Source organism: bacterium, from assembly GCA_021371935.1.
Taxonomy (GTDB): Bacteria; Armatimonadota; UBA5829; order UBA5829; family UBA5829; genus UBA5829.
The window spans coordinates 192,094-207,705 of record JAJFVF010000019.1 but is presented as its reverse complement, the minus strand read 5'-3'; the positions used below and the strand labels follow the sequence as shown (position 1 = coordinate 207,705).

At 50.4% G+C, this 15,612-nt stretch carries 14 protein-coding genes, 1 tRNA gene and 1 other RNA gene; 10 read left to right on the top strand and 6 right to left on the bottom strand.

Features of this window, described 5'->3' with window-relative positions:
* Positions 1-64: 64 nt before the first annotated feature.
* A complete protein-coding gene (locus LLG46_13435; protein ID MCE5324298.1) occupies positions 65-589 on the bottom strand; it encodes a hypothetical protein in 525 nt (174 codons plus the stop codon).
* 225 nt (positions 590-814) lie between these two features.
* On the opposite strand from LLG46_13435, the gene LLG46_13430 reads away from it, so the two are divergent.
* From LLG46_13430 to LLG46_13410, 5 genes are read left to right on the top strand one after another with little or no spacing between them, the layout of a single operon-like run.
* A complete protein-coding gene (locus LLG46_13430) occupies positions 815-2,122 on the top strand; it encodes a TolC family protein (protein ID MCE5324297.1) in 1,308 nt (435 codons plus the stop codon).
* The gene (locus LLG46_13425; GenBank protein MCE5324296.1) at positions 2,119-3,792 is read left to right on the top strand and encodes an efflux RND transporter periplasmic adaptor subunit; all 1,674 of its coding nucleotides are present in this window, start codon (positions 2,119-2,121) and stop codon (positions 3,790-3,792) included. The genes LLG46_13430 and LLG46_13425 overlap by 4 nt, the downstream gene beginning before the upstream one ends.
* Before the next feature lie 57 nt (positions 3,793-3,849).
* Complete coding sequence (locus LLG46_13420) at positions 3,850-4,584, top strand: ABC transporter ATP-binding protein (GenBank protein MCE5324295.1); 735 nt, start codon at positions 3,850-3,852, stop codon at positions 4,582-4,584.
* Complete coding sequence (locus LLG46_13415) at positions 4,581-5,798, top strand: ABC transporter permease (protein MCE5324294.1); 1,218 nt, start codon at positions 4,581-4,583, stop codon at positions 5,796-5,798. Before LLG46_13420 ends, LLG46_13415 begins: the two co-directional genes overlap by 4 nt.
* A gap of 17 nt (positions 5,799-5,815) precedes the next feature.
* The gene (locus LLG46_13410) at positions 5,816-6,643 is read left to right on the top strand and encodes a hypothetical protein (GenBank protein MCE5324293.1); all 828 of its coding nucleotides are present in this window, start codon (positions 5,816-5,818) and stop codon (positions 6,641-6,643) included.
* 116 nt (positions 6,644-6,759) lie between these two features.
* On the opposite strand, the gene LLG46_13405 is transcribed toward LLG46_13410, so the two are convergent.
* The 4 genes from LLG46_13405 to LLG46_13390 all read right to left on the bottom strand — a co-directional run bounded on the left by LLG46_13405 (position 6,760) and on the right by LLG46_13390 (position 9,638).
* Positions 6,760-8,325: a glycoside hydrolase gene (locus tag LLG46_13405; protein MCE5324292.1), complete on the bottom strand. Its 1,566-nt coding sequence runs from the start codon at positions 8,323-8,325 to the stop codon at positions 6,760-6,762.
* Between the two features lie 82 nt (positions 8,326-8,407).
* A tRNA-Pro gene (locus LLG46_13400) sits at positions 8,408-8,484 on the bottom strand.
* 62 nt (positions 8,485-8,546) lie between these two features.
* Positions 8,547-8,890: RNase P RNA component class A (gene rnpB, locus LLG46_13395), an RNA gene on the bottom strand.
* A gap of 61 nt (positions 8,891-8,951) precedes the next feature.
* Positions 8,952-9,638, bottom strand: a complete 687-nt coding sequence (locus LLG46_13390) for an isoprenylcysteine carboxylmethyltransferase family protein (protein ID MCE5324291.1) — start codon at positions 9,636-9,638, stop codon at positions 8,952-8,954.
* 271 nt (positions 9,639-9,909) lie between these two features.
* On the opposite strand from LLG46_13390, the gene larE reads away from it, so the two are divergent.
* From larE to larC, 3 genes are read left to right on the top strand one after another with little or no spacing between them, the layout of a single operon-like run.
* On the top strand, positions 9,910-10,770 hold the full coding sequence (larE, locus tag LLG46_13385; GenBank protein ID MCE5324290.1) for an ATP-dependent sacrificial sulfur transferase LarE: 861 nt from the start codon (positions 9,910-9,912) through the stop codon (positions 10,768-10,770).
* On the top strand, positions 10,771-11,535 hold the full coding sequence (gene larB / locus LLG46_13380) for a nickel pincer cofactor biosynthesis protein LarB (protein MCE5324289.1): 765 nt from the start codon (positions 10,771-10,773) through the stop codon (positions 11,533-11,535). It begins immediately after the preceding gene.
* Positions 11,536-11,553: 18 nt separating this feature from the next.
* Complete coding sequence (gene larC / locus LLG46_13375; GenBank protein ID MCE5324288.1) at positions 11,554-12,744, top strand: nickel pincer cofactor biosynthesis protein LarC; 1,191 nt, start codon at positions 11,554-11,556, stop codon at positions 12,742-12,744.
* A gap of 116 nt (positions 12,745-12,860) precedes the next feature.
* Here the strand turns inward: larC and LLG46_13370 are convergent, their stop codons facing one another.
* A complete protein-coding gene (locus tag LLG46_13370) occupies positions 12,861-13,784 on the bottom strand; it encodes a hypothetical protein (GenBank protein MCE5324287.1) in 924 nt (307 codons plus the stop codon).
* 137 nt (positions 13,785-13,921) lie between these two features.
* Between LLG46_13370 and LLG46_13365 the strand changes: the two genes are divergently transcribed.
* Together LLG46_13365 and LLG46_13360 are read left to right on the top strand one after the other, a co-directional pair.
* Positions 13,922-14,833: an ABC transporter ATP-binding protein gene (locus LLG46_13365; GenBank protein MCE5324286.1), complete on the top strand. Its 912-nt coding sequence runs from the start codon at positions 13,922-13,924 to the stop codon at positions 14,831-14,833.
* A 10-nt stretch (positions 14,834-14,843) separates the two neighbouring features.
* The gene (locus tag LLG46_13360) at positions 14,844-15,611 is read left to right on the top strand and encodes an ABC transporter permease subunit (GenBank protein MCE5324285.1); all 768 of its coding nucleotides are present in this window, start codon (positions 14,844-14,846) and stop codon (positions 15,609-15,611) included.
* The last annotated feature ends 1 nt before the right edge of the window (position 15,612 follow it).

Here is a 15,612-nt window from a genome sequence, read left to right as displayed (position 1 = left end):
GACTACGAACCCGGCAGATATATCGGTTCTGTCCCGTCCTCCGGACTCAGACGTGTTTGCAAGCTTACTCCGAAACCGATATTCCTGCCTCGCTCAGGGCACTGGCGATTATATCATTGATAGTGCTCGCCTTGCTCGATTGAGTCGTGGTTGTGGATTCATTCTGCGAATAAAGATCGCTGACATCCTGCATCGAGCCTGTGAATTGAGCGGGCGGAGGTGGTGGTGGAGGCTGCAGTGAAGACAAGTCTCCGGTTTCGGAAGCCTCTTCAAACTTGCTCGCCAGATCAGAGAGCATGCTGTCCGTGCTGCCGTCATCGTTCTGTGAGGCTTCAGTCAACTTATCCGCGATACTGGAGCAGACTTCCTTAAACTTATCGGGGTCCGACTCCTGCAACTGCTGAAGCTGACTGAAAAGCTCTCCCGTCTGTGAAAAATCCACAGAGTCAACGCTGCTGCCTATAGCGCTGATGCCGGTAGATGAGCTGTCGCTGTCATCCGTGGATGTCGAGCTTACTGCCTGTGTGGAATAGAGCTTATACAGCTCATAAATTGAGTCTGAGCTGCTGTCGATTCCTGTAATACTCATCGATTTCATTCCTTTCAATGTATTTGATTTTGGCCTACTCTCAAATCACTTATCGACAAGCGCCAACAAAACTTAAAGATCAGCAATACGGTGGCTGAAATTGCAAAATGAATTTTTTGACGTATTCATCATATTTTCAGAACTCGTCCGTAATATAATATATGGGGCATATGGTAATCTGTAATCTGAATGGCTATGCCCTATGTGAACAGGGGTAGAATAAAAATGACTGTACATTTTAAAACCAGTTTGACCAGGCTGCTCTTTGCTCCAGCGGTAGTATGCACGTGTTTGTTACTTGTATGCACAGGTGCATACGCCCAAGAAGCCGCTGTGTCAAAGCCATTGAGCTTGCAAGACTGCATCAACATTGCGCTCAAAAGCCAATTGGACATAATCGTCGCCAAGAATGACGTGGCCATAGCAAAAAACAATCTGTCCCAGACAAAAAGCAATTATCTGCCTCAGATATCGCTTGATAACAATGCATTCACCACCGGCGACCAGGGAGTCCTCAGCCAGTATACGACTGGAACTGCGCTCTCCGCGAATCTCAATGTATTTGATGGCGGCGTGCGTGAAGCCAATGTGAAGGCATACCGCTACAACGTCGTCGGCGCTGATTCGGCATACAAAAGAACGATCCAGACAGTGACATATAGCGTGACTGAAGCCTATTATGAAGCCCTGCGTTCCAAGCACTTGTCGGATGTTCAGGACTCAAACGTAAAGTATTATAATGAGCTGCTTGCGCAGGTTACGGCACAGATCGAACAGGGCGCAAAAGCGGATGTCGACAGATATCCAGTCGAAGCTGAGTTGGCTTCCGCAAAAGTGAGCCTGTTGTCTGCTCAAAATACTGTGCGAACGTCGATTCTCGATCTGCAGACAAGCATGGGCATTCGTTCCAGTTCCGGCTTCGATGTTGCGGAAGTAGAGAGCATACCGGAAACCACGGTCCAGCCACTGGACAATTACGTGACCTACGCCAAAAATAACCGGCCGGACATTACTCAGGCGCAGGCACAGATCGGCTCGACAAAAGCCACGGCAACCGCCAAACGGATATCTCTTTATCCGATCCCTACAATCAGCGCCGGTTATCAAAAGAGTGTCTCCGGCGGATATCGATCGAGCGGGAGTCAGATGGTCGGCGGCATCACATTCAATCTTTTCGACGGTGGAGCCAGTCGGGCGGCATATAAAGCGGCCAGACTAAGTCAGGAAAGCGCCATTGAGGATGCGAACCAATTGGACAGAGATGTCTGCACACAAGTCGAGGAAGCGTATCTAAATCTGACCAGTGCAAAGGAGCGTCTGACGGCCAGCGAGGCAAGCCTTGAGTCCGCAAGCAAGAACCTTAAGGCGCAACAGGACCGATATACACTCGGACTGGGAATAACACTGGACGTGCTCAACGCCGAGTCGCAGCATGTATCGGCTCAGAGCGACTACGTCCAGGCTAAATACGATTATCTGCTCGCAATTTCACAACTTGAGTATATGACAGGCAAGCAAGGAGGTATACTATGAGTGGGAAAAACCGTAAAAATTCAAAGCTGATTGTCATAGGCGCAATCGTCCTGATAGTTGTTGCTGTCATCACATTCGCCCGACACAGGGCTGCAGGAAACAAGATCGTCCTGAAGACCGCGACGGTGAAACGTTCGACAATCACCACATCAGTCTCCGGCACAGGCACACTGGAGGCGCTGAGCACTGTTGAAGTCAAGTCCAATGTCGGAGGTCAGATCATATGGCTGGGAGTCGACGAAGGCGACCGTGTAACGGCAGGCCAGGTTGTCGCAAAGATCGACCCAACTGACACAAAGAGCACTCTTGAGCAATCAAACGCTAATCTTGCCAGTGCCCGCGCAAAGGTGCTCCAGGCCAGAAACAATCGAGACATGCAGCACAGCCAGTATCCCGCTCAGCTCCGTGCAGCCCAGGAGGCGGTAAAGAGCGCAAAAGCACAGCTCGTACAGGCACAGAAGCAGGCGAATGTACAGCCCAAACTCACTCAAGAAGCCATAAACGAGGCACAAAGCTCACTCGCGTCAGCCGAGGCGTCCTATAGACAGGCAAAGAAGGCAACCGTACCCCAGACATTAGCTTCTGCCAAGGCCAGCCTTAACCAGGCAAAATCGGCCGAGTATCAGACCAGAAAAGAGCTGGAACGTCAAAAAGCGCTCCATGACAAGGGATTTGTCTCGAAGTCCAGCCTGGAATCGGCTCAGAAAGACTATGATGCGGCCAAAGCACAATTGGATGACGCACAAAGCAAGTGGGATACGGTCCAGGATGAGACAAATGAAGATCTGCTCAGCAGCGAAGCAAAAGTGGCCGCTGCAAAAGCCGCACTGGCTACCGCGAAAGCCAACAGCATGCAGGTATCACTGAAGAAAGAAGCACTTGCAGATGCGCAGGCAGCATACAATAAAGCCGTAGCCTCCCTTGAAGAGGTGCGTGCGACATATCACACCGAAGCCGTAAAGGCTGCGGACATTACGCAAGCAGAGGCCGATGTAAAGAGCGCTGAGGCCTCACTTGAGCAGGCGCAGAAGAATGTCAACTATACGACCATCACAGCGCCGTGCTCGGGTGTAGTTGTGACCAAATATGTAGAAATCGGTTCCATCGTTACGGGTGCAAAGTCTTCCGCTATTGCATCCGGCAGCGGCGTCACCCTGTTTGAAGTAGCCGATGTAAGCAAAATGAACGCGACTGTCGATATAGATGAAACCGACATATCACAAATCAACCTACACCAAAGTGTCAATATCACGGTCGATGCCTACCCAGACGAAGTTTTCAAGGGCACAGTCACAAAAATCGCTCCGCAGACCACCACGACAAACAATGTAACAACCATACCGGTTACTGTAGAGATAAGTTCAACTGACAGCCGGCTAAAGCCCGGAATGAACACAACATGCGACTTCATAACAGCCAGCAAAGAAGACGTTTTGGTTATTCCCAATGGTGCACTGAAGGGGTCAAACAGTCAATCGATTGTAATGGTAATTAAGGACGGCGCTCCCACTCCCAGAAAGATCAAGACAGGCCTCTCTGGTGATGAGTCAACTGAAGTCATAAGCGGCCTTAAAGAAGGTGAGCAAGTCGTGGTATCAGACACAGCCGCGACAGATGGAAATTCCAGCCAGCAGAATATGCCCAGGCCGCCCGGCGGAATGCCGATGTAATGATCGAGTTATGGGTTATGAGTTGACAACAACCCATGACTTCGAGGAGGTAGTGTAATGATTTACGTGGAGAATCTCCACAAAATTTATGACATGGGCACACAGTCGGTACATGCGCTTCGGAATATCAACCTAAATGTCCGCGAAGGCGAGTTCGTCGCAATAATGGGACCGTCAGGCTCAGGTAAATCGACTCTTATGAACATTCTCGGCTGCCTTGATCAGCCCACCGAAGGCTCCTACAGACTTGCCGGTGAGGAGGTTGCGGGGATGGATGATGACGAACTGGCAGATGTGCGCAATCGCAAGATCGGGTTTGTATTCCAGTCATATAACCTTATTCCGCGCCGTTCAGCCCTGCGCCAGGTAATGCTGCCGTTGATGTATAACCCTGACGACTCTCATCTTGATATGGAAAGCAAAGCACAAGCTGCTCTAGAGCGAGTAGGACTTGGCGACCGCGTCAACAGCAAGCCCAATGAGATGTCCGGCGGTCAGCAGCAGCGTGTGGCAATTGCGCGTGCGCTAGTCAATAACCCGCTGATTATCTTTGGTGACGAACCCACCGGCAACCTCGACACTCGCACAAGCGAAGAGATCATGGTCATCCTGCAGGAACTGCACGCTGAGGGCAAAACAATTGTCATGGTCACGCATGAGAACGATATAGCGCAGCATTCAGAACGGATTATCAGATTCAAGGATGGGCATTTGGTCGAAGATACGCCGGTTGCCAAGCGAATCGTTGCTCGGGAAGTATTGGCGTCTTTACCGGTGGAGGAAGAATCATGAGTCTATGGGAAAGCGTAGCCGTCGCGCTTGAAGGTCTGTCGGCAAATAAAATGCGTGCTGTCCTCACCATGTTGGGTGTTATTATAGGTGTTGCGGCTGTCATCACAATGCTGGCGCTGGCCAAAGGCGCACAAAACCAGACGATGGAACGCATACAATCTATGGGCACCAACGTGCTTACAGTTTTCACAGGACGAACCAGTAAGGGACCAGCAAAGGGCGGTTTTGGCAGCAATGAATTTATGACTCTGGATGATGTCCAGGCCATAAGTGATGAGTGTTCCGCCGTGAAGGCTGCTGCTCCCGAAGCACAGACAAATGCGCAGGTAAAGTATAAAAATCAGAACACCAACACGACAATTCTCGGCACCACGCCGGATTATCTGTCCATCAGGAACTATCAGGTCCAGACGGGAAGAATGTTCACCGACGACGAAGTGAGAGCATATCGCAAAGTTGCAGTCATCGGACCAACAACTGCCGAGAATCTGTTCGGCGAAGTATCACCGGTCGGGCAAAATGTCCGCATCAACGGTATTCAGTTCCAGATAGTGGGTCTTATGAAAGAAAAAGGCTCGGCAGGCAGTTTTTCAGACCCCGACGACCGGCTTGTTGTCCCCGCGACGACATGTATGCGCAGGCTGATGGGGACCGAATATGTGCGTGCAATCAATGTGCAGGCTGCATCATCGGACGTCAGCGATCAGGCGTCATCTCAGGTCGATGCAGTTATCCGCAAACGTCACAACATAGCCGCAGATGATGAAGACACATTTATGATCCGAAACCAGGCCGACATAATCGAAATGGCACAGGAAACCAGTAAAGTCTTCACACTGCTGCTGGCAGGAATCGCAAGTGTGTCGCTGATAGTCGGTGGGATTGGCATTATGAACATCATGCTGGTATCCGTCACCGAGCGCACACGTGAAATTGGCATTCGCAAAGCGCTTGGCGCCAGGCAGCGCGACATCAAAACACAGTTCCTGGTCGAGGCGCTGGTGCTCTCACTGTGCGGCGGCACTGTCGGCGTTCTGGTCGGTCTGTTAGGGTCATTTGTGGTCAGCTGCGTTTCGGAGTGGCATGCGCAGGTCTCTCTGACTTCCATATTGCTATCGTTCGGATTTGCGGCATTTGTCGGAATATTCTTCGGCTATTATCCGGCACAGCAGGCAGCACGGCTGCGCCCGATTGAAGCACTGCGATACGAATAAGGATCGGAGGCACTAATATGAAAAAACAGACTACGATTATCCTGGTACTGATAGCAGCGGCTATCATTGTGTATGGAGCCGTGACCCTGCTCTCTCCGAAGCCACAATATGTGTTTGTACCAACCGATAGAGGACCCGGACAAGGCGGACAGTTTGGTCCTCCTGGAAACGGCGAGCCTCCTGCTCATATGGCACCTCCTGGCACGCAACCCGGCAATATGCCTAATACGGAGAAACCCAACTCAACTGAAACCGCACAGAAACCGTCTGCTGCTGTAAGCGTTGAAGAGGACACACAAAAAGGCACAGCAAAGCAGACTGCCGGTGTGACGACTGCAAAGAAACCTCCGACATCTATTCAACCCAAGCAGGCAGGAACACCGCCTATGGTACCCGGCCAAAAGGACGGGCGTACAATGCGCCCATCATTCGAACTGGTGCGTGTGGTAATGGATATCGGGCGGCTCGAAGAAAGCAAGAAAGATTCCATCACTGCCTCACAGGCGAAAGCGATCCTTGCAGTCATAAACCCTCTGCGATCCAAAAAAACTCTGGATGCCGCGCAGGCAAAGACTGCGGCATCAAAGCTGAACTCAATACTTACTTCGGCTCAAAAGAAGACTATCAGCGAACTGCCGCGCAAAGAGATGAAACGACCTGAAGGACAAAAAGGTGAACAGCCTCCACCAGGTGGCGCACCGCCGTCCGATGGCTCGCAGCCTGCTGGTCCTCCGCCGAACATGGGGGCAAGGCCTGATATGGACACAAATCCGCTGGGTTCCAACAGCCCAATGGCTAAAATGATTGAGAAGACAATAAAGTCACTGGAAGCGAAAGCAAAGTAGTAATATACGAAGGAGAGGATGCCAATCGGCAGCCTCTCCTTTAAGGTCGGATAAAAGTTGAAATCACGAACCGCCCCCAGAACTATTGTCATCGCATCTATTATGAAACTGCAAATCTAGGTCGGCTCTACCTTAATGGTCTGGTGACCGTCGCTCCAGCATATTTCAAGTTCAAGAGGAACACTGGACTTTGCGATAATATCTGGCTCTTGGGTAGCTGACATGCGCGCCTCGCACAGTAAATCGAGTGTCCCCATAGCTCCAAACGGATAATTCTTCACGCCATGCTCCTCGAGCAAGTTTACATTCCACATTATTCGATTATTCGGAATGTTTGCTTGAAGCCCGATCACATACTCAAGAAATACAGCGATAGGCGGAAGCCCACCCCATCCGACAAAATCTCGAGCAGCCACATTACCTTCGGCAATGTAATCGGGAGCGTAATTTTCAAAGACGGTCCCGGTATCTTCAAATGTCTTCACAATAGCATTGTGATGGTTGCGGCCAATCTCATACGCCAGATTGTCCTGACCGACACGGGTCAGCCCACGCAATACCATGTAGTTTGTCGGAGGCCAAACGCTGCCTTTCCAGTAGCCACCGTTTGGATCATACTGGGGATCATCCGCAGATAATGCGGGAACCCTGTGCGCTCTCATAAACTCTTTCGAATTTTCCAGATGAGCGAGGAATGGCTTGAGACATCTGGGAGGAACTACTCCGGCCAATAGCGCCCAATATGCTGCAATACTCTTGCAGTCGCTCAGCGTGCCATCTTTATGAAGATCGTAGTAGAAACTGGTTTGTTTGTCCCACAGTTTTGTGTTGATGACCCTGGTCAGATTATCAATTTCTTGCAACATATCAGGAACATCATTCTCTCTGCCGAGTTCCCCGGCCATTTGAACGAGAATACTCGCCGACAATACTCCTTGCAAGCAAGCATCAAGCCAAACCATGTGATCATGATAGAATGTCTCAACGTATCCGGGTAGATTGTGACCCATTCTTGGCTGATTGTCCATGCCGCTTGCCCATCCTGACGCCCAATAAGCTCCATCCGGCCAAGTCCGGTAGTCCCGCATCCACTGATGAAATGCAACGAGCACAGGAAATACACGAGCAAGCCTGTCTTTGTCTCCCAAGTTCAGATAGTATTCCCATTCGGTCCAAGGCATCAACTCAGGACCGGTGGAGGTCGGGTCGAATCGCTGAAACCTGTCGTCACCGAGATGCTTGCCGATTTCACGGCATATGAATCCGTCTTTGTGCTGCTTGCTGTAGAAATTATCCAGGGTTCTTAAAAAGCTGAATGCTCTGCTTCCATAGCGGGCAAACATCAATATAAAACATGTATCCCACATGAATATGCAGTCATTGAATGCAGTGTCTATGTAGTTCGCGACAAAGCCACTTTCCGGATCCAACTTGTGTATATTCTTGAATGCCAGTTGCCAAGTTTTCCAATAACAATCGATAGCAGATTCGTGACCTTTCCAAATCGGCTCAGGCAGTAGACACTTTGAATTCTCAAACGTTGGGACCTCGGCATATTCTTGGGGCATTGTGAGGAATGTATTCTGCTCAACGAAGCCGTTGGGCTTGTAAGTGTCGTAATTTGCATTAACCAGCGGAACACGCCTAATATGAACAGCAGGCCTGTCCTTTTTTCGATCCAATCGTTGCCCTCCGGTGTCTAGCCACATCATATGCGCGAAAACCCTGCCGAAATCCCGACAGGGCTCGCATAGAAAAGGTTAGTGGTCGGGGAGACAGGATTCGAACCTGCGACCCCCTGAACCCCATTCAGGTGCGCTACCAAGCTGCGCTACTCCCCGACGCTTGGTTCAGGACTTTCAATATACTACTTCCGAGAGCGGATTGTCAAGCACAAATGAGTGCTATGAGCGAGTCTGTAAGCCGGGTTCTGTCTAGTGTGATCATCTATCTACGCGCGCGCATTGCTGCACGGCTTAAGCGGCGACACCCGGGAGGTCAGCGGGCAGCGTCAGCCCTCCCCTATTCGGCCTTGCTCCAGGTGGGGTTTACCAAGCCTCCGCCTCACGACGGAGCTGGTGGTCTCTTACACCACCGTTTCAGCTCTCCCGGAAACCGGGGTTTTCTTTTCTGTGGCACTTTCCTTATCCCGACATGCGGAACAGTTGCCGCTGGCAACCACCTTGCCCTGTGGAGCCCGGACTTTCCTCTCCAAGCAATGCTTGGGGCGATCACCCGACTCGCTCAATCACATGTTATCACCCGTGCAGGCATCTTTCAAGCTCACGCATGGTCGAGGGCATGCAAATTAGTGTGCCTTAGCGGTTTTTTGTCGGAAGTATAGTAACAACCACGTCGCAAAAAGCACAGCCGCAACGCCGGTCCATATCATCACTTCAAGGTGGACAACGGCCCAGCCAAACGTCAAAATATCCGATGCAGATTCTGAAATGCATGCACCCACGAGAATTCCGCACAAAGCACTGCGCTCTCGGTTGAATGCGCCGGGAATAGAAGATATCCACCCTCTGTATGACGTAATAATCTTAATCAGGCCGGCAAATGAAGGCACACACCCCGGCACCTTCGCAGTATATTCCTTATGCTCTTCCGGCCAGACACCGTCCATATATTTGTCTTCACGTCGTGCAATGCGCACATGAATCACTATAAAGAATATTGAATAGATGATGGTAAATGGCACGCTTCCAAGTATCACACACAGCCCCAGACCGGCAAGAAAGCTGCCCACATACATGGGATGCCGCACGACCGAATATGGTCCATCCGTAACCAGGCAGCCATCACCATGCACAATCTTCCAATCTCGTGACACTACTCTAAGCAGCAGTCCCAGCATTGATATAACCAAGCCCGCAAGATCGAACGCAAAGTCCACAGGCTCTCTGTCCATAAATGAAGCAGGTCGTCCCGCAAAGATAAGGACAACCAGCAACAAACCGATAAACAACCAGTTCTCTATTGCTCTTGACACACTAAAACCTCACTGCAAAATTCTATATCACTCACCGACATATCATCGAAGTGATTAGTCACTATATAGTGTACTCCAAATATGGGGAATAAGCCAATACGCCATTGAAAAAACGATCAGCAAAATGTCTCGTTATTACAAGTTCGACGTCCTGATTTACTTAAAAAGCTTATTGTCATATCTTAACGAGTTTGTTTTACCCATGGAGTTACCCCATAAACCTGGTGTCATAGTATACCGTTCTGTCTGATATATGCAGCAAAAATTGTTCTTGTCAAAAAACCATTCTGTCTTTTTGACACTCACGGCCACTTCCGCTATAGTTAAACCTGTGGCAGATTATGAAAGACTCAAAAACCTCCTTACAGATATGGGGAGTGTGCTTATAGGATACTCAGGTGGAGTAGACAGCACTCTGCTCGCAAAGGCAGCAACCGATGCGCTCGGTGATAAAGCAATCTGTGTGCTGATCGAATCATGCCTTGTCCCATCGTCCGAAATAGATGATGCAATCAGTCTGGCTGACATGTATGGTTTCAACCTGGTCAGGCTGGGTGTGGATATATTGTCGCTGGACAAAGTGCCGGAAAACACACCCGAGCGTTGTTATCACTGCAAAAAAGCTCTCTTTTCCAGATTGACCGAGATGGCAAACGAACAGGGTATCAAATATGTGCTCGACGGCTCGAACATTGACGACGAATCCGACTTCAGACCCGGATCGAAAGCCAACTGCGAGCTTGGTGTGCGCAGTCCATTTAAGGAACTGGGTATTACGAAGGAACACATCCGTGCAATATCGCGTGATATAGGGCTAAGCACCTGGAACAAGCCGTCCTACGCATGTCTTGCGTCCCGCGTTCCCTATGGTTCGCGTCTGACGACTGAACTCCTGGCACGCATAGAGCACGCGGAAGACATTTTGAATGAACTCGGGTTCGGCCAGTTTCGTGTCCGAGACCACGGCGACACGGCGCGCATAGAGCTGATGCCGCTCGAGATGGAGAAGATGATAGGCCACCATGTTCGAGAATGTGTGGTGCGCGAGTTCAAAAGCCTGGGATATAAATATGTCGCACTCGATCTTGTGGGTTATCATACGGGGAGCATGAACGAGGTAATCGGTTTCTAGATGAATACAGAACTTCTCGAACAACTGCTGGAGATGGTGAAGGATGGACGCCTGGAAGTAGGCGCAGCGATGCAGCGTCTGCGCTCACTGCCGTACGAAGACATAGGATTTGCCAAACTCGACAACCACCGCAGCCTGCGCAGTGGGTTTCCAGAGGTTGTTTACTGCCAGGGTAAGACGAACGAGCAGGTGATAGAGATAATGAAACATCTGTGCAAGGGCAACAAGTGCATATTGGGCACACGTGCAAGCACTGAAGTATATGATGCAGTCAAGAACCATATTCCAAATGCAGCCTATAACAAACCGGCAAGGATTATCACAGTCGGTAAGCCGGTTCGGTCTGATAAGGAGCTTGCGCAGGATGATAAATATGTAATGGTCGTCTGCGGCGGGACCGCGGACATACCCGTGGCAGAAGAGGCGGCAGTCACCGCAAGGGTGCTCGGCAGCCGTGTGGAGAAGTCATATGATGTGGGTGTAGCAGGTCTGCACAGACTGCTCGATCAGAAAGAGACACTGCTCGGCGCAAATGTGATAATAGCAGTGGCCGGGATGGAAGGCGCTCTGGCAAGCGTTGTCGGTGGAATGGTCAGCAGACCGGTCATAGCAGTGCCGACAAGCATAGGTTACGGCGCCAGCTTCGGCGGTCTGGCTGCTCTGCTTTCCATGCTCAACTCCTGCGCGGTCGGAGTAAGCGTGGTGAATATAGACAACGGCTTCGGCGCAGGATATCTGGCACACATGATCAACAAAGGGCAATAAGAGGAGAAGCACGTAAGAATGCGCACAGCATATTTTGACTGTTTTGCCGGCATCAGCGGCGATATGACTCTTGGGGCGCTGGTGGATGCGGGCGCTGACTTTGAGAAGCTCAAGCTCGAACTGGCAAAACTTGATATTAAAGATTATGAGCTAATATTAAGCAAAGTTGTGCGCAGTGGCATTTCTGCAACAGATATAGAAGTCCGAGTCCATCACGATCATGGCCATCATGGCCGCAGTTTCACAGATATCAAACAGCATATAGAACAGAGCAGCCTGAGCGACAGCGTCAAAGCCAAATCAATCGCAATCTTCAAAAGGCTGGGTGAGGCTGAGGCGAAAATTCATGGCAAAAGCATCGAAGAAATTCATTTTCATGAAGTCGGTGCGATAGACTCGATTATAGACATAGTCGGCACATGCATATGCCTGGCTCTGCTCGAAATAGACAAGGTTTTTGCCGGCCCAATCCCGACTTTTCATGGCATGGTAAAGATCGCCCATGGCACATTTCCTCTGCCCGCCCCCGCTACTGCAGAAATTCTGAAAGACGTTCCCTGGCGTGAGCTTGGGATCGAAGGAGAAATCGTGACACCGACCGGCGCCGCCATATTGGCCGAACTTGCGGAAGGATTTGGTCCTATGCCCGCAATGACATTGCAGTCCACCGGCTATGGATCCGGCAAAAAGGACTTCGGAATCCCAAATGTTCTGAGAGTGATGATCGGAGAACAGGAAGAACCCGGGCATAAGTGCTGCAAACACCCGGAGGTCGCCATACTCGAATCGAATATAGACGACATGGAGCCGCAGGTCTATGAAGTTGTCATGGAAAGGCTTTTTGCAGCGGGAGCGCTGGATGTCTACCTAACGCCCATCCAGATGAAGAAGAACCGCCCGGCGACTCTCTTGTCTGTCATCTGTGACCCTGAGAAGATTTCTGCTATGGGTAATATCATCTTTGAAGAAACATCCACAATCGGCATCAGGATAGACAGGCAATCACGTATGTGCCTTCCACGCATAACCGTCACTGTTGACACAAAGTACGGACAGATCACGATCAAAGTCGCGCACAAGAACGGCGAAATCATAAACAGTCAGCCCGAATACGAAGACTGCAAAGCGGCAGCAGCCAAGCATGGCGTACCGGTCAAACTGGTAAGAGACGCCGCAATAGCTAAGTTTTATAGCCAGCCCTGCGACTAAGTAAATCACGGCTGGTCGCTTGCATACCACTATAGTGTTTCACACCAGTAAAACCACATACAATCGTGCAATTTACTGACCGTAAATCGCATAGATCAAGCGCAGGGCTGATAAATCTATTCCACTGTCTGCTCGATATATGGCATTATGGCCTTGTCGAACGACTCCTCGCTGTCTCCCGTCTCGACACCCTTGAAGAGATACCATTTCTCGACGTGTGTGACCGACTCATCCTGTCCGATCACTGCCAGAGGCGCAAGTGTCTCCACCTCGAGAAAACTTCCCGCGCAGTATGTCTCAAAATTGCAGCCATAATCTGGATATTCAACGTCCTCGAAGTATGGAAACCGCTTTACAAACAGAGTGTCTTCAATATAATAACCTGCCCACCCTAATTTCACAGCAGCACCGATCTTCTGAGGCTCAGGATATCTATCATCAGACTGCAGGCGCACATATTTTTTTCCGAACGTCCATCTTGGGTCGGTCATGTCGGTAAAGTGCCACAAAACCATCGGCCTGGAAGGCAGCAGATAGTCATCATGAGAAATGAACGGTTCCTGAGGAAAGAATGAGAAGCCCCCACCCCGCATCACAGACGGGTTCCACGGAGCGAGCTCCACCGGCCAAAGCCCTCTGTTAGTCAGTTTTGATGTGATTGTCACACCGGAACCGTCCTGATTAAGTTTGATCAATATCTCCTTTTGAATCTTAGTCTCAGGCTCCACCGGCTGAACCAGCCGCACACTGTCGCTGCCTACCATCTCGCACTCGACAGGGTCGTTGTCAGGGCTATAACTTCTCGGCATCACCTCAGGAGCATGCCAGAGTCTGCTGCCTCCCCGCGAATACCATATGCCCAATTCCGAATCGACTTTCTTGTCTGGACCAAGCTCAGCAAGAATGTTCTCACAGCCGATAAAGCGATAGCACGCGATGCGCGGACCAACGTCGATGCTTGCAAACAGTTCAACACTCCCATTTGACAGTCTATAACAGCCGCCATAGCCGGGATATGTAGTCTTCTCAATCGTCACCATATATATCTTCCTCCGAAGTCGATCATCAACGTGCGCATTCGACACTTGATTAACCAATCCCTTCTGAGGATGTCGGCATGCCCATCCGATAATTTAATACGGAAACAATATCTCCGTATGCAAGGACAACATATACAATGCAGCCGATAAGAGCACAAGACCTAACCAAAATCTACAGCCTCGGCAATAAAAACCGCGCGAAAACAGCAGTCGATTCACTGGAAATCGAAGTTCCCGAAGGAGCAATCTTTGGATTTCTCGGACCCAACGGTGCAGGCAAAACGACGACCATAAAGATGATCCTCGATTTTGTCAGGCCGACACGGGGAAGTGTAAGTATCTTCGGCAGATCTACCAACTATCCGGCAACACGCAATCTAATAGGCTATCTGCCTGAACAGCCATATTTTCACAAGTTCCTAAAGCCTATCGAGGTGCTGAGCATGCACGCCGGGCTGGCCGGAGTGGATCGTCATAGTTCGAAGAAGCGCGCAATGACATGTCTCGAACGCGCAGGCATCGCCGAATACGCCGAAATCCCTATCTCGAAGCTCTCAAAAGGACTCACACAGAGAGTCGGACTGGCGCAGGCTATTGTCGGTGACCCAAAACTCCTGATACTCGATGAACCTACGTCCGGGCTGGACCCTATAGGCCGGCGCTATGTCCGTGATCTATTGATCGAACTCAGAAACGAGGGCAAGACCATCTTCCTAAGCTCTCATTTGCTGAGCGAAATAGAAAATGTGTGCGATATAGTTGCAGTCATGAAGCAAGGCAAGCTGGTGGCGCTCGGCGCTCCTGACAGCGTCCGAAGCTCCAATTCGCATGTGATCGTCCAGACCGAGCCACTGGATGAAGAGATGCGCGACAGGCTCAAGTTTATTGGCGCATCTGTCGAGCGCAGCAGGGACTATGCACTGATAAAGATTGACCCAACAGACTTATACAATGTTATGCACATCCTTGAGGGTCGGAATATTTCGGTCAGCAGGATTGAGACACAGAGAGAATCACTCGAAGAAGCATTTTTGCGGCTGGCCGCATGAGGATAGGAAAATGAGAAGAATCTGGATTATTGCAAAGATGACACTGCTGGAAAACAGCCGTAAGCAAATATTTCATGTGCTCTGCCTACTGATGCTCACTGTCATCGCAGGGTCGACACTTCTGTCGATCTTCACTGAGGGGACCAAGCTCAAAATACTAAAAGACCTGTGCATGAGCTGCATACTCTTCGGCGGCGCCGCATTGGCTATTGCGCTCGGCTCGACAGGCATACCAAACGACGTTGAACAGCGCACACTTCAGCCCATAGCAGCCCGTCCGATCAGCCGTGCGCAGTATGTGGCAGGCAAGTTCCTCGGCACGTTTTTGACGGTGGCCATGGGAGTAGTCGTAATGGCTATGGTATTTGCCGTGCTGATCTATTCATACCAGCACAGTATTGACACTTTTCTGCCAATGGCAACAGGATTCGCATTGCTGGAAGTTGCAATCATAGCCGCAATAGCGACGTCTCTGTCGACAGTCGCCAGCCCCGCCGTCACATCACTGGTAAGCTTCCTGATTTATGTATGCGGATCAGTCAAGATAGGCTATTTCGGAGGCATGATCGAGCGTACGGGCAGCACACTTGTAAGAATATGCTATTCGGGAGTCTATCATATACTGCCGAACCTTGAGTGCTTCAATCTGAAGGCAGCGCTCGTGCACAATGACTCGATCCCGACGACATATCTGCTGCAGGTCGCCATATATGGTGTGTGCTATGCGGCATTTGTGCTGGCGCTCGGCACACTCAACTTCTCCCGCAAGGAGATATAAC